The 19580-nt window shown below is 64.1% G+C and carries 17 protein-coding genes; 6 read left to right on the forward strand and 11 right to left on the reverse strand.

What is annotated here, in order from left to right; genetic code table 11:
• Positions 1–3: 3 nt before the first annotated feature.
• The 3 genes from gyrA (at position 4) to EJV47_RS24705 (ending at position 5570) form a co-directional block, all read left to right on the forward strand.
• Positions 4–2580 carry a DNA gyrase subunit A gene (gene gyrA / locus EJV47_RS24695; RefSeq protein WP_126695882.1) on the forward strand — a complete coding sequence of 859 codons (2577 nt, stop codon included), beginning with the start codon at positions 4–6 and terminating at the stop codon, positions 2578–2580.
• A 70-nt stretch (positions 2581–2650) separates the two neighbouring features.
• Positions 2651–3772 carry a tetratricopeptide repeat protein gene (locus EJV47_RS24700; protein WP_165903922.1) on the forward strand — a complete coding sequence of 374 codons (1122 nt, stop codon included), beginning with the start codon at positions 2651–2653 and terminating at the stop codon, positions 3770–3772.
• Positions 3773–4511: 739 nt separating this feature from the next.
• On the forward strand, positions 4512–5570 hold the full coding sequence (locus EJV47_RS24705; protein WP_126695884.1) for a hypothetical protein: 1059 nt from the start codon (positions 4512–4514) through the stop codon (positions 5568–5570).
• Positions 5571–5658: 88 nt separating this feature from the next.
• Here EJV47_RS24705 and EJV47_RS24710 read toward each other — a convergent pair whose 3' ends face one another.
• On the reverse strand, positions 5659–7329 hold the full coding sequence (locus EJV47_RS24710) for an ArnT family glycosyltransferase (protein ID WP_126695885.1): 1671 nt from the start codon (positions 7327–7329) through the stop codon (positions 5659–5661).
• 133 nt (positions 7330–7462) lie between these two features.
• Here EJV47_RS24710 and EJV47_RS24715 point away from each other — a divergent pair, with 133 nt between their 5' ends.
• Positions 7463–8458 (forward strand): GDP-mannose 4,6-dehydratase, encoded by a 996-nt coding sequence (locus tag EJV47_RS24715; RefSeq protein ID WP_126695886.1) that lies wholly within the window; start codon positions 7463–7465, stop codon positions 8456–8458.
• A 47-nt stretch (positions 8459–8505) separates the two neighbouring features.
• Here EJV47_RS24715 and EJV47_RS24720 read toward each other — a convergent pair whose 3' ends face one another.
• Positions 8506–9222 (reverse strand): lipid-A-disaccharide synthase N-terminal domain-containing protein, encoded by a 717-nt coding sequence (locus EJV47_RS24720; protein WP_126695887.1) that lies wholly within the window; start codon positions 9220–9222, stop codon positions 8506–8508.
• An 18-nt stretch (positions 9223–9240) separates the two neighbouring features.
• Positions 9241–9993 (reverse strand): glycosyltransferase, encoded by a 753-nt coding sequence (locus tag EJV47_RS24725; RefSeq protein WP_126695888.1) that lies wholly within the window; start codon positions 9991–9993, stop codon positions 9241–9243.
• 175 nt (positions 9994–10168) lie between these two features.
• On the opposite strand from EJV47_RS24725, the gene EJV47_RS24730 reads away from it, so the two are divergent.
• Positions 10169–10822, forward strand: a complete 654-nt coding sequence (locus EJV47_RS24730; RefSeq protein WP_126695889.1) for a hypothetical protein — start codon at positions 10169–10171, stop codon at positions 10820–10822.
• A gap of 109 nt (positions 10823–10931) precedes the next feature.
• Positions 10932–11567, forward strand: a complete 636-nt coding sequence (locus EJV47_RS24735) for a DUF3575 domain-containing protein (protein ID WP_126695890.1) — start codon at positions 10932–10934, stop codon at positions 11565–11567.
• Between the two features lie 6 nt (positions 11568–11573).
• Here the strand turns inward: EJV47_RS24735 and hisIE are convergent, their stop codons facing one another.
• The 8 genes from hisIE to hisG form a co-directional block, all read right to left on the reverse strand.
• Complete coding sequence (gene hisIE, locus EJV47_RS24740) at positions 11574–12209, reverse strand: bifunctional phosphoribosyl-AMP cyclohydrolase/phosphoribosyl-ATP diphosphatase HisIE (protein ID WP_243651308.1); 636 nt, start codon at positions 12207–12209, stop codon at positions 11574–11576.
• A 94-nt stretch (positions 12210–12303) separates the two neighbouring features.
• Positions 12304–13062, reverse strand: a complete 759-nt coding sequence (gene hisF, locus EJV47_RS24745; RefSeq protein ID WP_126695892.1) for an imidazole glycerol phosphate synthase subunit HisF — start codon at positions 13060–13062, stop codon at positions 12304–12306.
• A 91-nt stretch (positions 13063–13153) separates the two neighbouring features.
• Positions 13154–13873 carry a 1-(5-phosphoribosyl)-5-[(5-phosphoribosylamino)methylideneamino]imidazole-4-carboxamide isomerase gene (gene hisA, locus EJV47_RS24750; RefSeq protein WP_126695893.1) on the reverse strand — a complete coding sequence of 240 codons (720 nt, stop codon included), beginning with the start codon at positions 13871–13873 and terminating at the stop codon, positions 13154–13156.
• Between the two features lie 55 nt (positions 13874–13928).
• Complete coding sequence (gene hisH, locus EJV47_RS24755; RefSeq protein ID WP_126695894.1) at positions 13929–14516, reverse strand: imidazole glycerol phosphate synthase subunit HisH; 588 nt, start codon at positions 14514–14516, stop codon at positions 13929–13931.
• 122 nt (positions 14517–14638) lie between these two features.
• Positions 14639–15739, reverse strand: a complete 1101-nt coding sequence (gene hisB / locus EJV47_RS24760) for a bifunctional histidinol-phosphatase/imidazoleglycerol-phosphate dehydratase HisB (RefSeq protein WP_126695895.1) — start codon at positions 15737–15739, stop codon at positions 14639–14641.
• A gap of 57 nt (positions 15740–15796) precedes the next feature.
• Complete coding sequence (gene hisC / locus EJV47_RS24765) at positions 15797–16849, reverse strand: histidinol-phosphate transaminase (RefSeq protein WP_126695896.1); 1053 nt, start codon at positions 16847–16849, stop codon at positions 15797–15799.
• A gap of 129 nt (positions 16850–16978) precedes the next feature.
• Positions 16979–18271 (reverse strand): histidinol dehydrogenase, encoded by a 1293-nt coding sequence (gene hisD / locus EJV47_RS24770; protein WP_126695897.1) that lies wholly within the window; start codon positions 18269–18271, stop codon positions 16979–16981.
• Positions 18272–18371: 100 nt separating this feature from the next.
• The gene (gene hisG / locus EJV47_RS24775; protein WP_126695898.1) at positions 18372–19223 is read right to left on the reverse strand and encodes an ATP phosphoribosyltransferase; all 852 of its coding nucleotides are present in this window, start codon (positions 19221–19223) and stop codon (positions 18372–18374) included.
• Between the last annotated feature and the right edge of the window lie 357 nt (positions 19224–19580).

Raw genomic sequence — 19580 nt, forward strand, 5'->3', positions numbered from 1 at the left:
CTAATGGCTGAAGGCGAAAAAATCATTCCCATTAACATTGAGGATGAGATGCGCGGCGCGTACATCGACTACTCGATGTCCGTCATCATCTCCCGGGCCCTGCCCGACGTGCGCGACGGCCTCAAGCCCGTGCACCGGCGCGTGCTCTACGGCATGTCGGAGCTGGGCGTATCCTACACCAAAGCCCACAAGAAGAGCGCCCGTATCGTGGGGGAGGTGCTCGGTAAATACCACCCCCACGGCGACTCCTCGGTGTACGACACCATGGTGCGCATGGCCCAGGACTGGTCCCTGCGCTACCCGCTCGTCGACGGCCAGGGCAACTTCGGCTCCATCGACGGCGACTCGCCGGCCGCTATGCGCTACACCGAAGCCCGCCTCAAGCGCCTGGCCGATGAGCTGCTCGGCGACCTGGACAAGGACACAGTGGACTTCCAGCCCAACTTCGACGACTCGCTGGAAGAGCCGTCGGTAATGCCCGCGAAGTTTCCGAACCTGTTGGTGAACGGCTCGTCCGGCATTGCCGTGGGCATGGCCACCAACATGGCCCCGCACAACCTGACCGAGGTAGTCGACGGCATTGTGGCCTACCTGGCCAACCCCGACATCACCGTGCAGGAGCTGATGGAGTTCGTAAAAGCGCCGGATTTCCCTACGGGCGGCGTGATTTACGGCTACGAAGGCGTGCGCCAGGCCCTGGAAACCGGCCGCGGCCGGGTGGTGATGCGCGCCAAAGCCACGTTCGAAACCACGCCTTCGGGCAAGGAGCAGATCATCGTGACGGAGGTGCCCTACATGGTCAACAAAGCGGCCATGATCCAGCGCACCGCCGAACTGATCAACGAGAAGAAAATCGAGGGCATTGCCGATCTGCGCGACGAATCGGACCGCGAAGGCATGCGCATCGTGTACGATCTAAAGCGCGACGCCGTGCCTCAGGTGGTCTTGAACAACCTGTTCAAGTACACCCAGCTGCAGTCGACCTTCGGCGTCAACAACGTGGCCCTGGTGAAAGGCCGCCCGATGACGCTGAACCTGCGCGACCTGATCCACTACTTCGTGGAGCACCGCGGCGACGTTATCGTGCGCCGCACGCGCTTCGAGTTGGCCGAAGCCCAGAAGCGGGCCCACATCCTGGAAGGCCTGCTCATCGCCCTCGACCACCTCGACGAAGTTATTGCCCTGATCCGCGCCTCCCGCGACCCGGAGCTGGCCCGCACCCAGCTCATTGAGCGGTTCGCGCTCAGCGACGTGCAGGCCCGCGCCATTCTCGATATGCGTCTGCAGCGCCTCACCGGCCTGGAGCGCGACAAAATCGTGAACGAGTACCAGGAGCTGATGAAGCTCATCGACCACCTCAAGGCCGTGCTGGAGTCGCCCGAGATGCAGCGCGACATCATCCGCCAGGAGCTGCTCGACATTCGCGACCGGTACGGCGACTCCCGTCGGACGGAAATTGAGTACGCCGGTGGCGAAATCGACTTTGAGTCGCTCATCGCCGAGGAATCGATGGTTATTACCATCTCCAACGAAGGCTACATTAAGCGCACCTCCCTCGACGAGTACCGGGCCCAGGGCCGCGGCGGCGTGGGGGCCAAGGGCGTCTCGACCAAGGACACGGACTTTACCGAGCACCTGTTCATTGCCTCCACCCACGATTTCCTGCTGCTGTTTACCGAAGGCGGCCGCCTGTTCTGGAAAAAGGCTTATGAGCTGCCCGAAGGAGGCAAAGCCGCCAAGGGCCGTCCGATTCAGAACCTGATTCCGGAGCTGGCCGACGACCCGGTGCGCTCCGTGCTGAACGTGCGCGACCTGCGCGACCCGGACTACGCCCAGAACAACTACCTGATGTTCTGCACCGAGCAGGGCACCGTGAAGAAAACCACGCTCGAAGCCTACTCGCGCCCCCGCGCCGCCGGCATCAACGCCATTACCATCAACGAGGGCGACCGGCTACTCGACGTGCAGCTCACCACGGGCTCGAGCGAAGTGATTCTGGCCTCGAAGCTGGGCCGGGCCGTGCGCTTCAACGAGGAAAACGTGCGTCCGATGGGTCGCACCGCCGCCGGTGTGCGTGGTATCACGCTCTCGGAAGAAGGCGAGGACCGCGTAGTGGGCATGGTCTGCCTGGCCGACCCGAACAAGGAGCTGCTGGTAGTGTCGGAAAACGGCTACGGCAAGCGCAGCCCCATCGACGACTACCGCATCACCAACCGCGGCGCCAAGGGGGTAAGCACTCTGAAAATCACGGATAAGACGGGCGCGCTGGTATCCATCAAGGACGTCAACGACGATGACGACCTGATGATTATCAACCGCTCGGGCCTCACCATCCGCCTGCGCGTAGCCGAGGTACGCTCCATTGGCCGGGCTACGCAGGGCGTGCGCCTGATCAAGATCAGCGAAGGCGACGAAATTTCGTCGGTAGCCAAAGTGGCGGCCGACGACAAGGAGCTGGGGGCGTCGGAAGATGCTGAGCAGCAGGAGGGAGGCCTCCCCAGTGCCCTGGTCGACGACGAACTGCCCGCCGCTGACGAAGAAACGGCTACGGCCGACGACGAAACGCCCGACACCGAATGAACCCGGTGTCGGGGTTTCCCGTTACCCCCGCAAACTCTCTCAACCTAAGTTTTCCACTCTTTCCATTCCCATGAAGAAGCTCGTTCTGACGATTCTGCCCGCGCTGGCTTTCCACGCCGCTGTGGCGCAGAATTCCGCCGTCAACAACGCTCAGCTGCTGAAGAAAAACGGTACGCTGGATAAGGCCAAAGTCGAAATCGACAAGGCCATAACCAACCCGAAGACGTCGAACAGTGCCAAAGCCTGGTACACCCGCGGGGAAATCTACGAGGACATGGGCCAGAGCCCGATCTACGCTAAGCTGCTGCAGCCGGGCGAAGGCGCGAAAGTCGCTTTTGAGTCCTACCAGAAGGCCATTGCGCTGGAAGGCAAGGACAGCGACTACGGCAAGCAGGCTTCTCAGCGGCTCGACAACATGTACGGTCTGGCCCTGAACGCCGGCGTGGAGAACTACAACGCGCAGAAGTACGACGAGGCGCTGGCTTCGTACCGGATGGCGCAGCAGATTCGTCCGCAGGACACCACGGCGCTGCTGTACGCTGCTTATGCATCTGAGGCCAAGCAGGATTTGGGCCAGGCGCGGGAGAACTACAACAAGCTGGTGGCCATCAACTACAAGTCGCCGCAGCTCTACGAGCGTTTGTTGCGCATTGCCCGGCAGGAGAAGAACGAGGCCGAAGCTCAAAAGGTAGTGCAGCAGGCCCTGCAGCAGTACCCCACGAATAAGGTGTTTCTGCTGGAGGATCTGAACATGGCCCTCAGCGCCGGTCGTGGCCCGGAAGCCATCGACAAAATTCAGAAAGCCATTGCGGCGGATCCGAACAACTCCAACCTGTATTCGGTGCTCGGCTCGGTCTACGAGCAAAGCAAGCGGCCGGAGGAGGCGTTGGCGGCCCACAAGAAAGCCGTTGAGCTGGACCCCAAGAACTTCGATTCGCAGTTCAACCTGGGCGTATACTACTTTAACAAAGGCGCTGATATCAACCGGACCGTGCGCAACATGGACGTGAAGACGTATCAGCTCCGTGGCAAGAAGCTAGAGGCCGATAGCAAGAAGTTCATGGAGCAAGCCATTCCGTACTTCGAAACCTCACTGCAAATCAAGCCTGACGAAGCTGCCGTTAAGTCGGCACTGCAGAAGGCGTACCTGAGCGTCGGGCGTAAGGCAGATGCCGAGCGCATGATGAAGTAGGGGAGTAAAACAAGGCCGGATTATCGTCTGGCCTTGTTTTAAAAAACATTACTTAACATAATATAAATTATAGCACAAAGTAATCTGTTAGATACGCTAGGGGCCTGAGCTAATTTGGCTTGGTTGTCCGTGTCCCATTGCCAGTCCATTATATTTTGGCTTGGTTGTCCGTGTCCCATTGCCAGTCCATTATATTATTGTATGTGGTACTTGGTGAGTTGCTTGCGAGTGTAAAGTTATGCCGCCTCCGCACGTAAAACTCCTGAGCTTGCCATTGGCCCCCAAGCAGTATTTGCCGTCCTCTGTGACTTAGGTTCAAGGGTTAAGCCGTAGGTCTCTTCTGCGTGTTGCATCAGCTTCTAACGTGTCTGAGGTTACTGACTGTAGGATTTAGCTAGTCCCCTGGCACGTTAGTCGAAGTTCCTCCAGTGTTGTGGTCAGATGGTGTATGATTTCCATTCAGGCGTGTTTGCGCGCGTTAGGGCTTTTGTAATTGTGTTTAGAGGCTTTGTGTCGTATTCTTCTCTTCGACCCTCTTGAGTGTGGGTGCCGATATTTGGTGTGTGCTAGACGCGCGCCAGTTATGTTTCAGGCGCCGTTTGATGGACCTCCCTCCTATCAAAGCCCGCTATCTAGATAGATTTTTTAATATAAAGTAGGTAGCAATGATAAATATTAGTATAAACAAGCATAAAAAGTACAAAAAAGTAAATACTGGTTTATACTTATTTGTACTTTTATGACTGTTATTTACTTCCTTAGTGTATGTTTGTACTACTCACTTGAAACCTTCATGCCCAAGACTATAGACTACCCGCGTACCAGCTACCTCTCAGCCTGGGAAGTAGCAGAAGTAGTTGATGATACCGGGGGCAAATGCTCCATTGAAGCATGTGCCCGTAAGCTTAACCGCAAGGTCAGTGGAAGCTTTAAAGCCATACTGGGTTCCGCGGTGAAGTTTGGTTTGCTTATCAGCAAGCGCGAGATGCTCACCACCACCAATTTGTTCCGGCGCATCAAGAATGCCTATGACAAATCGGAAGAGAAGATTTACCACCGCGAGGCCTTCCTGCATCCTCCGCTGTTCTCGCACATCTGCCGAAAGTTTCGGAACCGAGAGCTACCCGTGCACATGCTGGATGTAATGCTGGTTCGGGAATTCGACGTGGAGGAAATCAATGCGCAGGGAGTTGCCAAAGCCTTCGTTGAGGGCGCCCGCATGGTTGACATCCTCGACGAGCGGAACGTCATTGCTGATATCGACCAGCTCAGCAAAGATGCGCCGCGCCGCTCGGGACTGGCCAGCCCCGAGATGGGGCTCAACATCTTCCGGCCCGAGGAAGACAATAGCCCAGGCTCAGCTGCACCGGAAAGACCAGCCCCGGTTGTTGCTCCAGTTCAGATAAGCGCGCCTTCATTTGCAGATGACGCCATTTCCAGTTTATTCGGCCTGGCGCCAGCAGCAACCCCGGCCGCCAGTATTCCAGCGGCCGCGGCGCTTGTACCACCAGCTGCCACTACACCAGTTGCTACAGCACCTCCCGTAGCTGCTCCACAAACGTCAACACCCGCTACGGCGGCTAGTGTACCTACGCCACCGCATGGTATTTCTGCTGCCGCACCAGTTGTACTACCAGAGAGCCCGGCAGCTCAGTCGGTATATGAACCAGGAGCTGCATATACCATTCGCATCAGCGGGCCGGGCCTTGACACGCAGCTCTCGGTGCAGGACGAGGCCGACCTGGTAATAGTGCAGGCCCTGCTGGACAAAGTACGCAAGCACGTGCAGCGCCGGTAGGAACAAAAGACTGCCGCCGGGGTGGGAATGCTTCTTCCCTACCCCGGCGGCAGCTTCACTCCCGGAACATTATTATGTTAAGCTAGGCCTAGTCGCGCCGGATTTCCGTGACGTACCAGCGCCCGTCGGCGAACTGGTGACTGACGTCGAAACTATCGATGGTGGTGATGCGCAGCCGACGGCCCCACCCGGCCGGAAACGGGGCGGCGCCGCGCGCGGGGGCGTAAACCAGGAGCGGTAACCGTTCCAGCACCTCGGGCTGCCGGGCGGGCTCCCACAGCGGAACGGCGCGGCCAGCCGTCCAGATCCATTTGATGTGCATGTCGCCGAGGCGGTAGACCGGCCCCTCCCGCAGCGCGGACCGCTCCGCTACCACCCGGGCCAGCGGACGCAGCCCGGGGTCGTCGCGGCGGCGCTGCCATTCGGGGTACGCGGGCATGAGCAGGCCGCTGGCCAGCAGCGTCAGGCCCAAACTGCCGACCGCGGCGGCGCGGGCCACCCGGCCGCCGCGCCAGAGCTGCAGCACCAGGGTAGCAATGACCACGCACAGCCCGGTCACCAGCCAGTAACGCCCGGTAGCCACGGCAAAGCTGCGCAGCCCGACCAGCGGCATAGCCACGGGTACGGCCAGCGTCAGCAGCAGCACCAACGCCGCCCAGGCCCGCGGCACCCAACGGTCGGCCGGGTGGCCGGGGGCCGCCGCGGGGCTCAGCCAGTGGCGCAGCAGGCCCGCGGCCAGCAAGGCCAGCGGGGGCAGAACCGGCAGCAGGTACCGCTCCTTTTTCTCGGGCACCAGGCTCAGCAGCAGCAGCGTGGCGGCTACCCAGGCCAGCACCAACGCGTACGGGGCGTAGGGCCGCACCCGGGGCGCCGCATAGGGCCACACCAGGGCCGCCAGCGCCGCCAGCGCCCAAAACCCCATAAAGACGGGAAAGCTCACGTAAAACCAGAAGGGCTGCACGTGACGGTTGGCCCAGGAGCTGGATTCCACCTGCGCCACCTGGCTGGCTTCGCTCTGGTGCTGGCTGAGCACGTACAGCGGCCAGCTGCCGCCCAGGGCCAGCCCCACCCCTATCATTAGCAACAGGCCCGGCCACTGCCGGCGCAGCGCCGCCCGCTCGCCGCGCAGAGCGTAGGCCAGCAGGAAGGGTAGCAGCATGCCGTAGGGCGCTACGGGGCCTTTGCTGAGGATGGAAAGGCCAATGAGCACCCCGCCGAGGGCAAACCAGCCCCAGCCCCGCCCCGGGGCCTGCAGCCCCCGTACGGCCGCCGCCAGCGCCCCCAGCATAAAGCTGTAGCAGTAGATGTCCCAGCCGTTGCCGTCGCGGCCGGCGGTGAGCAGCAGCAGCGACGAGGCCAGCACCAGGGCCGCCAGCCAGGCCGTGCGGCCCTCATCGGCGGGCGGGGTGAGGCGCCGGGCCAGCGCCCAGCAGAACAGCACCAGCAGACCGGCCCCCAGGGCCGAGGGCAGGCGCAGCAGGCCGAGGTCGGTGGTGGAGCCGGTCAGGTGCATGACGGCGGCCACCAGCCAGGTGGGCAGCGGGGGCTTGGCCAGGCGCAGCTCCCCGTTCATGGTGGGCAGCAGCCAGGAGCCGCCGGCGTGCATTTCGCGGGCGGCCACGAAGTTGCGGGCTTCCATCAGCCCGATTTCGGGAGCATCGAGCCGCACCAGCAGGCCCACCCCCAATACTACTCCCAGCACCACCCACTGCACCCAGCGCCGCGGCCAGCCCGCAGCGGTCAGAATCGAATTCGTCATAGAAAACAGGCCAAGCGCCGGGGCATATACGGCCCGGCGGGCTGAAAGCTACGTATGCGGGGCGTAAGCGGGCTTTTCGGCTACCTTTGCCGGCCTTCGCCCTCTCCTACTCCGCCTCACCATTCCTCGCCTTATGCCCACGGTCCTCGTCACCGGTTGCGCGGGTTTTATCGGTTCTCACCTTTGCCAGCGTTTGCTCGCCGACGGGTTTCGCGTCCTCGGCCTCGATAATTTCGACCCCTTCTACGACCGCGCCCTCAAGGAGCTGAACCTGCAGCCCCTGCTGGCGCACCCGGATTTCACGTTTCGGGAGCTGGATCTGCGCCACGGCGCCGCCGCCCTCGATGCCGCCTGGCCCGCCCCCGCCGACACGCCCGACGTGGTGGTGCACCTGGCCGCCAAGGCCGGCGTGGGCCCCTCCGTCAGGGAGCCCCTGGCTTACCTCGACAACAACGTGCTGGCCACCGCACACCTGCTGGAGTGGATGCGCACGCGCAGCATCAGCCGGCTGCTGTTTGCCTCGTCCTCCTCGGTGTACGGCAACACCCGGCGCCTGCCCTTCAACGAGGACGAGCAGCTGCAGCAGGCCTGCATTTCGCCCTACGCCACCAGCAAGCTGGCCGGCGAGGAGCTGACCTACACCTACCACCACCTGTACCGCCTGAGCGTGCTCAACGCGCGCTTCTTCACCGTCTACGGCCCGCGCCAGCGCCCCGATCTGGCCATTCACAAGTTTGTGCGCCTGCTGCGGGCCGGCCAGCCCATCCCGGTATACGGCAACGGCAGCACGGCCCGCGACTACACCTTCGTGGCCGATACGGTGGACGGAGTGGTGCGCGGGGTGCGCTACCTGCTAAGCCACGAGGGCGTGTACGAGACGGTGAACCTGGGCAACAACCGCCCCGTGCCCCTGCTCGAGCTGATTCAGGCCGTGGCCACGGCCGTAGGCGTGGAGGCCCGGCTGGACTATCAGCCCATGCAGGCCGGCGACGTGGACATCACCTACGCCGACATCAGCAAGGCCCAGCAGCTGCTCGGCTACGCCCCCCAGACCCCGCTGGCCGAGGGCCTGCGGCAGTTTGTGGAATGGCTGAGGGCCACGGAACCCTCCGCAGCCCTCAGCCAGTAAGTAGTTTCAGAAAGTAAACAACGACACCGCCGCGGCGGCCGGGCACCTTAGCGCGGCTGCAGCGGCGGTAGTTTTTCGTCGAGGGCCGCGGCCGGGGTGGAATTTTCGGTTGGACGAGTGCGGCGGGCATTGCGGCGCAGCTCCCGCCGCAGCAGCACGATGTTGCGGGCGTAGACGACGGTGCCGAAGACGTTGCCCACGATGAGCACCACGTCGACGGGGCGGCGCAGCACGGCGTAGGTCAGGATGAGGATGGAGCCCACGAAGCTGACCACCCAGAAGCCCAGCGGCAGCACCGACTCGCCCTTGCGCTCGGAGTAAATCCACTGGTAGACGAAGCGCAGCAGAAAGATGGTCTGCCCGATGGCGCCCAGCGCCAGCACCCCGCCCGGAATGCGGGTGCGCAGCATCTGCTGCAGGCTGAAGTGCTGGTTGCCGACCACGAACCAGGCCAGCACGGCCAGGGGAAACACGTAGGCCCCGAGGCGAAACCAGCGGCCCAGCTTGGCCCACTCGCCCAGCAGCTGCAGGTTGCGGATGTAGATGCCGTAGCTGATGATCTGCGCGCCCAGGATAACCGGGTCGTGGCGCAGCATGCCGTAGAGTATCATCAGCAGGGACGAGACCAGGCTGATCTGCCAGAACAAGGTGGGCACCAGCACCCGCCGGGCCCGCTCGCTCTGCACCCACTGCAGCACAATGCGGCTGGAAAACAACAGCTGCGAGGTCAGTCCAATCAGCAGCGCGACGGTTTCGGTGTTCATAACCCTGGGTGGCGCGGGCTAGGCGGCGGACTGGTGGTGCTGCTCCCCGATTTCGTAGTTTTTCCAGCGGGAGCGAATCCAGCGGTAGCCGAAGGTGTCGACCAGGGGCTTCCAGAGCCGGTTCCAAAGGTTGTACTTCGCCGTGCCGGCAAAGCGCGGGAAATGGCGCACCGGCAGCTGCTTGACCTTGCCGCCCTGCAGCTGCACCAAGGCCCCCAGGAAACGGTGCATGCCGTGGAAGAGCGGAATGCGGCGGGCGTACTCAATCTTGAGAATCTTCAGCGGACAGCCCGTGTCCACGATGCCGTCGTTGATCATCAGCCGGCGGAAGTTGTTGGCAATTTTCGACGAGAGCAGCTTCACGGCCGAGTCCTGGCGCTTGGCCCGGATGCCGGTGACCATGTCGTACTCGGGGAAAAACGGCAGCAGCTCCACGAAGTCCAGCGGCGTGGTCTGAATATCGGAGTCGATGTAGCCCACCAGCGTGCCGCGGGCGTGGTCGATACCGGCCTTGATGGCCGTGCTCAGGCCGCGGTTCTGGGCCAGGGAAATAAAGGCGTAGCGCGCATCCTGGCGGCAGATGGTGCGCATCAGGGCCAGGGACCCGTCGGTAGAGCCGTCGTTGACGAAGAGCACGGTGGTGGCCACCGGGGCAATTTCGAGGTACTTGTTCATCTCCACCACAAACTGCTGCAGGCTCTCCTCTTCGTTGTACACGGGCACGAGGACGGTCAGCGACTGGGTGGCCAGGTAACGGGCGTTGTCAGACATAAAGGCCAAAAATGGCGTGCAAGGTAGCCAGGATTTCGGGGCGGGACGCCCCGCGCATCTACGCCGCCGGCGCGGGGAAGTTGGTGAGCCGGGTAACGCCGCCTTAATATTGGCATACCAAACCCCGGCCGCGCCGCGTTGTTTGGGCCGGTTTTATTCTTTTTTGCCATTTCTCGTGAAACACTTCTGCGCACTGGCGGCCGCCCTGGGGCTGCTCACCCTTCCCGCCGCGGCCCAGGTCAGCCGCCTGTTTACCTCCCCGCCCGACTCGCTGCGCCCCCGCCGGGCCCTCAAGCTGGGCACCGTTTCGGGCAGCAGCGCGTTTACCCTGGGCTACGAGCGGCAGCTGGGCCGGCACTACAGCCTGGAAGCCACCCTGGGCTACCACACCGTCGGCCACCGCGGGGGCAACCAGATATGGATGGGCCCCGACACGGGCTACGTCAACCTACCCGTACGTCTGCGCTACCAGACCTTGGAGCTGAGCGGGCAGCTGCGGCGCTACCTGCAGCGGCGCAAGCCCGCGCTGGTGGGCTGGTACGCCGCCGCCGGCCTGCGCCTGACCGGCAACTGGGAGCAGCGCCGGTACGCGGGCCGCGTGCACCGCTATTTCGGCTCCGGGCAGGCCGTGCTGCTCCACCTGGGCCGGCAGTGGCAGCTCGGCCCGCGCTTCACCTTCGACGCCCACCTGGGCCCCGAGCTGACTGCCTACTACCACCGGGAGCAGCGCTACAACTGGCGCACGGGCTTTGCCGACCCCACCGGCCCGCGCCGCCTGCGGGCCCAGCTGCACCCGGTGCTGGCCCTGCAGCTGGGCTCCCGGTTCTAGCCCCGATACCCCTTCAACAACCGGTATACACCAGCCGAAACCACGGCGGGCAGCTGTTTTGCGCCCGGAATCCGCTATACTTAGGTGTCCGATTTATTCTTCCTGCGCTATGTTCCTCTCCTACGCCACTCTGCCCGGCGCTTTGCTGCTGACAACCAGGTTGCTCACCCCCTGCTCGGCGGCCCCCAAGCCGGCGCCCCACGCGCACTCCTTTCCCGCCGATACCATCCGCCATACCGCCAGCCGCGCCACCGGCACGCACCTGCTCAAGCTGGGTTCCCGCCTGAGCCTGCTGACGGGCCTGGCCACGGTGCCGCAGCTGCAGTACGAAGCCCGCATCAGCCCCGACTGGAGCCTGCAGGCCGGGGCGGGCTACCGGCTGCGCGAAAGAAACCTGGGCGTCAGCCGCCGCATTACCTCGTCGTTCTTTACGCTGGACGCTGGCGCCCGCCGCTACAACAATGCCGCTACCCGGGCCCCGCTCAGCGGCTCGTATTTCGGGTTCGGGCTGGGCGCCGTTTATATCGACTCCCGCACCCGAACCGTTGATCAGCCGGAAATCGAACACAACAAAGGCGCTCTGGTGCAGGCCCAGGGTCAATGGGGCACGCAGGCTGCCCTCAGCCGCCGACTAACCCTGGATTTGTCCCTGGGGGCCAGCCTGGCCTGCCGGCTCACCACGGCCGATACCCAGCGGATATGGTTTTCGCCGGAAATAGGCCTGGCGCTGGGCTACCGGCACTGACACCAGCTAGTCGCGCCGCTCCCCCGCCGAGATGGTGCGGTGGCGCTGGCGCAGCACCTGCACCACGTCGTCGATGCTTAGGCCCGAGGCGGTGAGCAGCACCAGCAGGTGATATAGCAAGTCAGCCGCCTCACCCTTGAGGCCCTCCACGTTGCCCGCCACCGCGTCGATAACCGTTTCCACGGCCTCCTCCCCGACTTTCTGGGCCATTTTGGGCAGGCCTTTCTGAAACAGCTTCACCGTGTACGAGTCGGGCTCTTCCCCAGGGTGCTGCCGGCGGCGCTGCACCAGGCGTTCCAGCTCGGCCAGAAAGCTGACCGGGGCAGTGGGCAGGGCCGTTTGCTGGGGCTGCTCGAAGCAGCTGACGGTGCCGCGGTGGCAGGTGGGGCCGTCGGGCCGGGCCCGGATGAGCAGCGCGTCCTGGTCGCAGTCGGGGTGCAGGCTGACGACGGAGAGGTAGTGCCCGCTGGTTTCGCCCTTGGTCCAGAGCCGGTTTTTGGAGCGGGAAAAGAAGGTCACGCGTCCCTCCTGCTCGGTTTTGCGCAGCGCCTCCTCGTTCACGTAGCCCAGCATCAGCACCTGGCCCGTGTCGGCGTCCTGCACCACGGCCGGAATCAGGCCGCCCATTTTCTCGAAATCCATCTGAGTCGTTTTTCGTTGTTTGTTTTTCGCTTTTCGGCTGCTTGCCTCCATTCTCCCGGTTCGAAAAAGGAACAACAAACAACGAAAAACGAGCCTAGATCCGTACCGGTACACCGGCCCCGTGCAGGTGCTGCTTGAGGTCCGGAATGCCGATTTCGCCGAAGTGAAAGATGCTGGCGGCCAGCCCAGCGTCGGCCCGAGCCTGCCGAAAAACGTCGGTGAAGTGCTCCATGCGGCCGGCCCCGCCCGAGGCTACCACCGGCACGGTTACGGCCGCGCACACGGCCCCGGTCACGTCCAGCGCGAAGCCGTCCTTAGTCCCGTCGTGGCTCATGGACGTGAGCAGCAGCTCCCCGGCCCCGCGCTCGGCCGCCTCCCGGCACCAGTCGACGGCGCCGCGGCCGGTGGCCTGGGTACCGGCCCGGGTGTACACCTGCCAGTCCGTTTCGGGCGCGTGGCGGGCATCCACGGCCACCACGATGCACTGGGAACCGAAGCGCCGGGCCAGCTCGTCGATGAGTTCCGGCCGTTGCAGCGCGGCCGAGTTGATGGATACTTTATCGGCCCCATTGAGCAACAGGGCTTCCACGTCGGCCACGGCCGAGATGCCCCCGCCCACGGTGAAGGGAATATCCAGCTCCCGGGCCACGTCGCGCACCAGGGCCACCAGGGTCTGGCGCTTTTGGTTGGTGGCGGTGATGTCGAGAAACACCAGCTCGTCGGCGCCCTGGCGGGCGTACTGGGCGGCCAGGGCCACCGGGTCGCCCGCGTCGCGCAGGCCCTCGAAGCGGACGCCCTTCACGGTGCGCCCGTCCTTCACGTCGAGGCAGGGAATGATGCGTTTGGTCAGCAACGGTGAATGAGTGAGTAGTGAATGAGTGAATCAGCGGCGGATGAGGCAGCAGCGAATGAGTGGAGTAGCAGAACGAAAATCACTGCATTCACTACTCACTCATTCGCCGCAGCTCCGCCAGGCTGATGGTGCCCTCGTAGATGGCCTTGCCGATGATGCAGCCGTGCATGCCCAGGGCGGCCAGGGCTTCGACGTCGGCCAGGTTAGTCACGCCGCCCGAGGCCACGAGCTGCGCGGCGGGCAGCCGGTCCCGCAGCTGCTGGTACGCTGCCAGCGCCGGGCCCTGCAGCTTGCCGTCCTTGCTCACGTCGGTGCACACGAAGGTGCGGGCCCCGGCGGCCAGGTAATCGGCCACGAACTCCTGCAACGTCCGCTCCGACTGCTCGGCCCAGGCGTTGATGGCAATGCGCTCATCCCGAAAATCAGCCCCGATGATGATGCGCTCGGCCCCGAACGTGCGCAGCCAGTGCTGCACGGTGTCGGGCTCGCGCACGGCAATGCTGCCGGCCGTAATCTGGGCCGCACCGGCGTCGAAAGCCTGGCGCACGGCCTGTTCGCTCTGCAGCCCGCCCCCGAAGTCGATGGTGAGCCGGGTGTGCCGGGCAATGCGCTCCAGCACGGCGAGGTTCACGGGCTGCCGGGCCCGGGCCCCGTCGAGGTCGACCAGGTGCAGGCGGCGCAGGCCGTGCTGCTCGAAGCGCTGGGCCACGGCCAGCGGGTCGGAGTCATAGGTGGTCTGCTGGGCAAAGTCGCCCTCGGTCAGGCGCACGCACTGGCCCCCGATCAAATCGATGGCGGGAATGATTTCCATGTAGTAGGGTCTTGGGAGCTTGGGGGTCTTGAGGGCTTGGATAACCGCCCGGGCGTTACAGGGCCAGAAAGTTTTCGAGAATGCGCGTGCCCACCGGGCCGCTTTTCTCGGCGTGAAACTGCACGGCGTAGAAGTTCTGGTGCTGCACGGCCGCGCTGAAGGGCGCCGGGTAGGCCCCCTCGGCAATGGTGTAGGCCCCCACCGGGGCGTAGTAGCTGTGCACGAAGTACACGTAATCCTGCTCGCGCAGGCCCGCAAACAGCGGGGAGCGAAGCTGCTGCAGGGTGTTCCAGCCCATGTGCGGCACCTTGTGGTCGGCGTCGGCCCGGAAGCGCACCACGTCGAAGGGCAGAATGCCGAGCAAATCGGTGTCGCCTTCCTCGCTGTGGCGACCCAGCAGCTGCATGCCCAGGCATACCCCCAGGAAGGGCTGCGTCAGGGTGGGCAGCAGCTTATCCAAACCCTGGGCCCGCAGCTCCCGCATGGCCGAAGCCGCTTCGCCCTCGCCGGGGAAGATGACTTTGTCGGCCCGGCGAATCTGCTCGGCGTCGGCCGTCAGCGTGGGCTCCACGCCCAGTCGTTCCAGGGCAAACAGCACCGACTGCACATTGCCGCCTTTGTAATCAACTACTGCTATTTTCATTTCGTTAAGCGCTGCATTTACACAAATGAGTAAGAATATTTTCAGTGGCGGATTCACGCTTTAACGCTCCGTACTAACCCACTCAACCCCGCTTACCCATTTGTATAAACATTTGTTAAAACCTACAGAACGCCTTTGGTGCTAGGTATTTCCATTTTGCTGGCATCCCGTTGCAGGGCGTTCTTAATAGCTTTGGCCACGGCCTTGAAAATAGCTTCAATCTTGTGGTGTTCGTTGCTGCCTTCGCACTTGACGTTGAGGTTGCAGCGGGCCGCATCGGAGAAGCTTTTAAAGAAATGGTAAAACATTTCCGTCGGCATGTCGCCCACTTTTTCGCGCCGGAACTCCGCTTCCCACACCAGCCAGGGCCGCCCCGAAAAGTCGATGGCAGCCTGGGCCAGGGCGTCGTCCATGGGCAGCAGGAAGCCGTAGCGGGCCAGGCCGCGTTTGTCGCCGAGGGCCTGGCTGAAGGCTTCGCCCAGGGCAATGGCCGTATCCTCGATGGTGTGGTGCTCGTCGATGTGCAGGTCGCCTTGTACCTCGATGAGCATATCCACCCCGCTGTGCCGGGCCAGCTGGTCGAGCATATGGTCGAAAAACCCGAGGCCGGTTTTTATACTGTGCCGCCCGCTGCCGTCGAGGTTGAGCTCCACCCGGATTTTCGTCTCGTTCGTGTCGCGCTGCACCGTGGCCGTGCGGGCCGGCAGGCGCAGGTGCTGGTAGATGGCCTCCCAGCTGGTGGTGGTTAGCGCGGCCCGCTCGGTGGGCTCCTCCCCGATCAGGATGGCCCGGCTGCCCAGGTTGTCGGCCAGCTGCACGTCGGTGAGCCGGTCGCCGATGACGTAGGAGTTCAGCAGGTCGTAGCCGTTGGCGGGGTCGAGGTAGCGGCTGAGCAGGCCCAGGCCCGGCTTGCGGGTGGGCAGGTTTTCGTGGGGGAAGCTACGGTCGATCAGGCTGGCGGCAAACTCCACCCCTTCGCCGCGCAGAATGTCGAGCATCAGGTTCTGGCAGGGCCAGAAGGTGTCCTCCGGAAACGAGTCGGTGCCGAGCCCGTCCTGGTTGGTGACCAGCACCAGCTCGTAGTCCAGCTCGCGGGCAATGCGCGCCAGGCCGGTGATGGCGCCGGGCAGAAACTGAAACTTCTCGAAGGAATCGACCTGCTGGCTGGGCTGGGGCTCCACGAGGATGGTCCCGTCGCGGTCGATGAACAGTACTTTTTTCATGGCTTGCGCGCCGCAGGCGGGCGCGGAATCTTCGGTGAGAATGGAAAAACGGGCCGGCTAGCCAGCATACTCGCGCAGGGCCGCGAGCAGCTGCGCGTTTTCGGCGGGCGTGCCCACGGTCAGGCGCAGGCAGCCGGCGCAGCCGGGCTGGCTGGTGCGGTTGCGCACCACGATGCCGCGCCCGAGCAGGTACTCGTACACGGCCGTGGCGTCGGGCCGGAAGCGCGCGAGCAGGAAGTTGGCGTCGGAGGGGAACACCTGCTCGACAATGGGCAGCGTAGGCAGCGCCGCGGCCAGCTGCTCGCGCTGCTGCAGCAGCTCCCGGCGCATCGCGTCGAAACCGCTGGTATCGGCCAGGCCGGCCAGGGCGTGCTGCTGGGTGCTTTCGGAGACGTTGTAGGGCGGCTTGATTTTGTTCAGGTACTGAATCAGCGCCGGCGCGGCGAAGGCCATGCCCAGGCGCAGGCCGGCCAGGCCCCAGGCCTTGGAAAACGTCTGCAGCACCACCAGATTCTCAAATTCTCCGAGGCGGGTAGTCCAGCTGGGAGCGGCGGCAAAGTCCACGTACGCCTCGTCGACCACCACCAGCCCGCCGAAGCCGCGCAGCACGCGCTCCACCGCTTCGGCGTGCAGCAGGTTGCCGGTAGGGTTGTTGGGCGAGCAGATGAACACCAGCTTGGCGGAGGAAGCCACTACCTTCTCAATGGCCTCGTCGGACAGCTGGAAGTCCGCCGTGAGCGGGACCCGCTCGATGGCCACGTCGTTAAGGTTGGCGGCTACCTCGTACATGCCGTAGGTGGGCGGCAGGATGAGGATGCTGTCCTGGCCCGGCACGCACGTGAGGCGCAGCAGCAGGTCAATGGCTTCGTCGGAGCCGTTGCCGAGAAAAATCTGCTCGGGGCCGACGCCCTTCAGCCGGGCCACTTCGGCCTTGACGGCGCGCTGTAGCGGGTCGGGGTAGCGGTTGAAAAGCTGCCCCCCCGCCGAGCCGAGGCTGTTCTCGTTGGCGTCGAGCATAACCTGGGCCGCCGGGCCCTGAAATTCGTCGCGGGCCGAGGCGTAGGGCTTCATGGCCCGCACGTTGGGCCGGATGAGCTGTTCGAGGTTCATTTGATTAATTAAGAATTAATAATGAATAATTAAGAATTGCCGGAACTCCTCAACAAAGGCCGGGAGCAACTACAATAGCCCCTCACATTCTCCAGGAGCAGACGACAACCGTCAATTATTCATTATTAATTAGTCATTATTAATTACAGACAGGCGCACGGTTACGGCGCGGGCGTGGGCGCGCAGGCCCTCGGCTTCGGCCATGGTTTCCACCACCGGCCCCAGCTGGCGCAGGCCTTCGGGCGTGATGCGCTGGAAGGTGATTTTCTTCACGAACGAGTCGAGCGAGACGCCGCTGTAGCTGCGGGCGTAGCCGTTGGTGGGCAGCGTGTGGTTGGTGCCGGAGGCGTAGTCGCCGGCGGCCTCGGGCGTGAGGTGACCCAAAAACACCGAGCCGGCGTTGCTGACCTGCTCGGCCAAAGCCTCGGCGTCGGCTACGGCCAGGATGAGGTGCTCGGGCGCGTACTCATTGGAGAAGCGCAGCATCTCGGCCGCGTCGCGCAGGAGAATGGCCCGGCTTTCCCGCAGGGCCTGGGCGGCCACCTCGCGGCGCGGCAGCTCGGCCAGCTGCCCGGCTACTTCCGCCGACACCTTATCTAGCAGAGCGGCGGAGTCGGATAAGAGCACTACCTGCGAGTCGGGGCCGTGCTCGGCCTGGCTGAGCAGGTCGGCGGCCACGAAGGCGGGGTTGGCCGAGTCGTCGGCAATGACCAGCACTTCGGAGGGGCCGGCGGGCATGTCGATGGCCACCCCGCGCTGGGCGGCCAGCTGCTTGGCAGCCGTCACGTAGCGGTTGCCGGGCCCGAAGATTTTATCGACGGCCGGCACCGATTCCGTCCCGCCGGTCAGCGCCGCCACGGCCTGGGCCCCGCCGGCCTTCACGATGCGGCGGATGCCCAGCTCGGCGGCGGTGAAGAGGATAACCGGGTTGACGGAGCCGTCCTTGGCGGGCGGGGTGCACAGCACGATGTCGGGGCAGCCGGCCAGGCGGGCGGGCACGCCCAGCATGAGCAGCGTACTGAACAGCGGGGCCGAGCCGCCCGGAATGTAGAGGCCCACCCGCTGCACCGGCACCGCCCGCCGCCAGCAGGTGACGCCCGGCATGGTATCGAGCCGCAGCTCCGTTTCCCGTTGAGCGGCGTGAAACCGCTCAATGTTCTGGCGGGCCTGCCGGATGGCCGCCTGCAGCGCGGCCGGCACCTGGGCCGCGGCGGCATCCAGCTCCGCCTCCGTCACCAGCAGGTCGGTCAGCTCGGCGCCGTCGAACAGGCGGGCGTACTCGCGCAGGGCCGCGTCGCCGCGCCGGCGCACCTCGTCGAAGATGGCGCGCACCCGCTGCTCCACGTCGGCCGCTTCGGCCTGGGCCGGCCGCTGCTGCAGCGCCGCCCACTCGGCCGGCGCCGGATTGTTGAATCGTTGCATGAGGTTGGGGTCTTGGGGTCTTGGGGTCTTGGGGTCTTGGGGTCTTGGGGTCGGCTGCACATCAACCAAGACCCTAAGCTCCCAAGACCCCAAGACCCCATTAGCTGATCATCTTCTCGATAGGCAGCACCAGGATGCCTTCGGCGCCGACGGCTTTGAGCTGGTCGGTGATGTGCCAGAAGTCGTCCTCGTTGACCACCGACTGCACCGACACCCAGCCTTCTTCAGCCAGGGGCGTGACGGTGGGCGCCTTGATGCCCGGCAGCAGGGCTTTTACCGCGTCGAGGGCGGCGGCGGGCGCGTTCAGCAGGATGTACTTGTTGCGGCGGGCGCGGCGCACGGCCTGCATGCGGAAGCGCAGCTGCTCCAGCAGCTGCTGCTTGTCGGGCGCGAGCTGGCGGTTGGCAATGAGCACGGCCTCGGAGCGGAACACGGTTTCGACTTCGCGCAGACCGTTGCTGAGCAAGGTGGAGCCCGAGGAGACGATGTCGCAGATGGCGTCGGCCAGGCCGATGCTGGGGGCAATTTCCACCGAGCCGCTGATGGTGTGCAGCTGGGCCCGCACGCCCTCGCCGGCCAGGTACTCGCCCAGGATGCGCGGGTACGAGGTGGCAATGTTCTTGCCCTGCAGATCGGCCACCGCGGCGTAGGCCTGCCCGCGCGGCACGGCCAGCGAAAGGCGGCACTTGCTGAAGCCCAGCGGCTCGATTTCCAGCTCGGGCAGGCCGGCTTCGACCAGCACGTTCTGCCCGACGATGCCCAGATCGGCCACCCCGTCCTGCACGTAGCCGGGAATGTCGTCGTCGCGCAGAAACAGGATTTCGAGGGGGAAGTTGGTGGCTTCGGTTTTGAGCTTGGAGGAGGCGCTGGAGAAACCAATGCCGCATTCGCGGATGAGCGAGAGGGAATCTTCACTCAGCCGACCAGATTTCTGGATGGCCAGACGAATCATGGAGACAGAAAATTCGGGGAACCGACGCCGGCCGCGCTTAGGGCGCACGGCGTCGAAAATCATCATCAACGGGGGCCGACGGGCGGGGTTGCTGCCCGGGGCAGCTAACGGGGCCGGTTGCGGCGGGGCGACGCAGGTTCGGACCGTAGCCGAACGCTTATACGTAGTTTATTCCTCTCCCTGGGAGGAATGGTGGTGATGATGACCGGCATGCCCGTGAGCGGCTACCCCCGAAAGCGGGGCCAGCGGCTGAAGGGTAAAGCGCATCGTGGCGGCGAAGGGCATGCGGTGAGGGATGATGCGGCAAAGGTAAGCAGACGCGGGCAAATAACGAAACCACAACCGAGATGGTTGGGT

Source organism: Hymenobacter gummosus (genome assembly GCF_003970915.1).
GTDB classification, from domain to species: Bacteria; Bacteroidota; Bacteroidia; order Cytophagales; family Hymenobacteraceae; genus Solirubrum; species Solirubrum gummosum.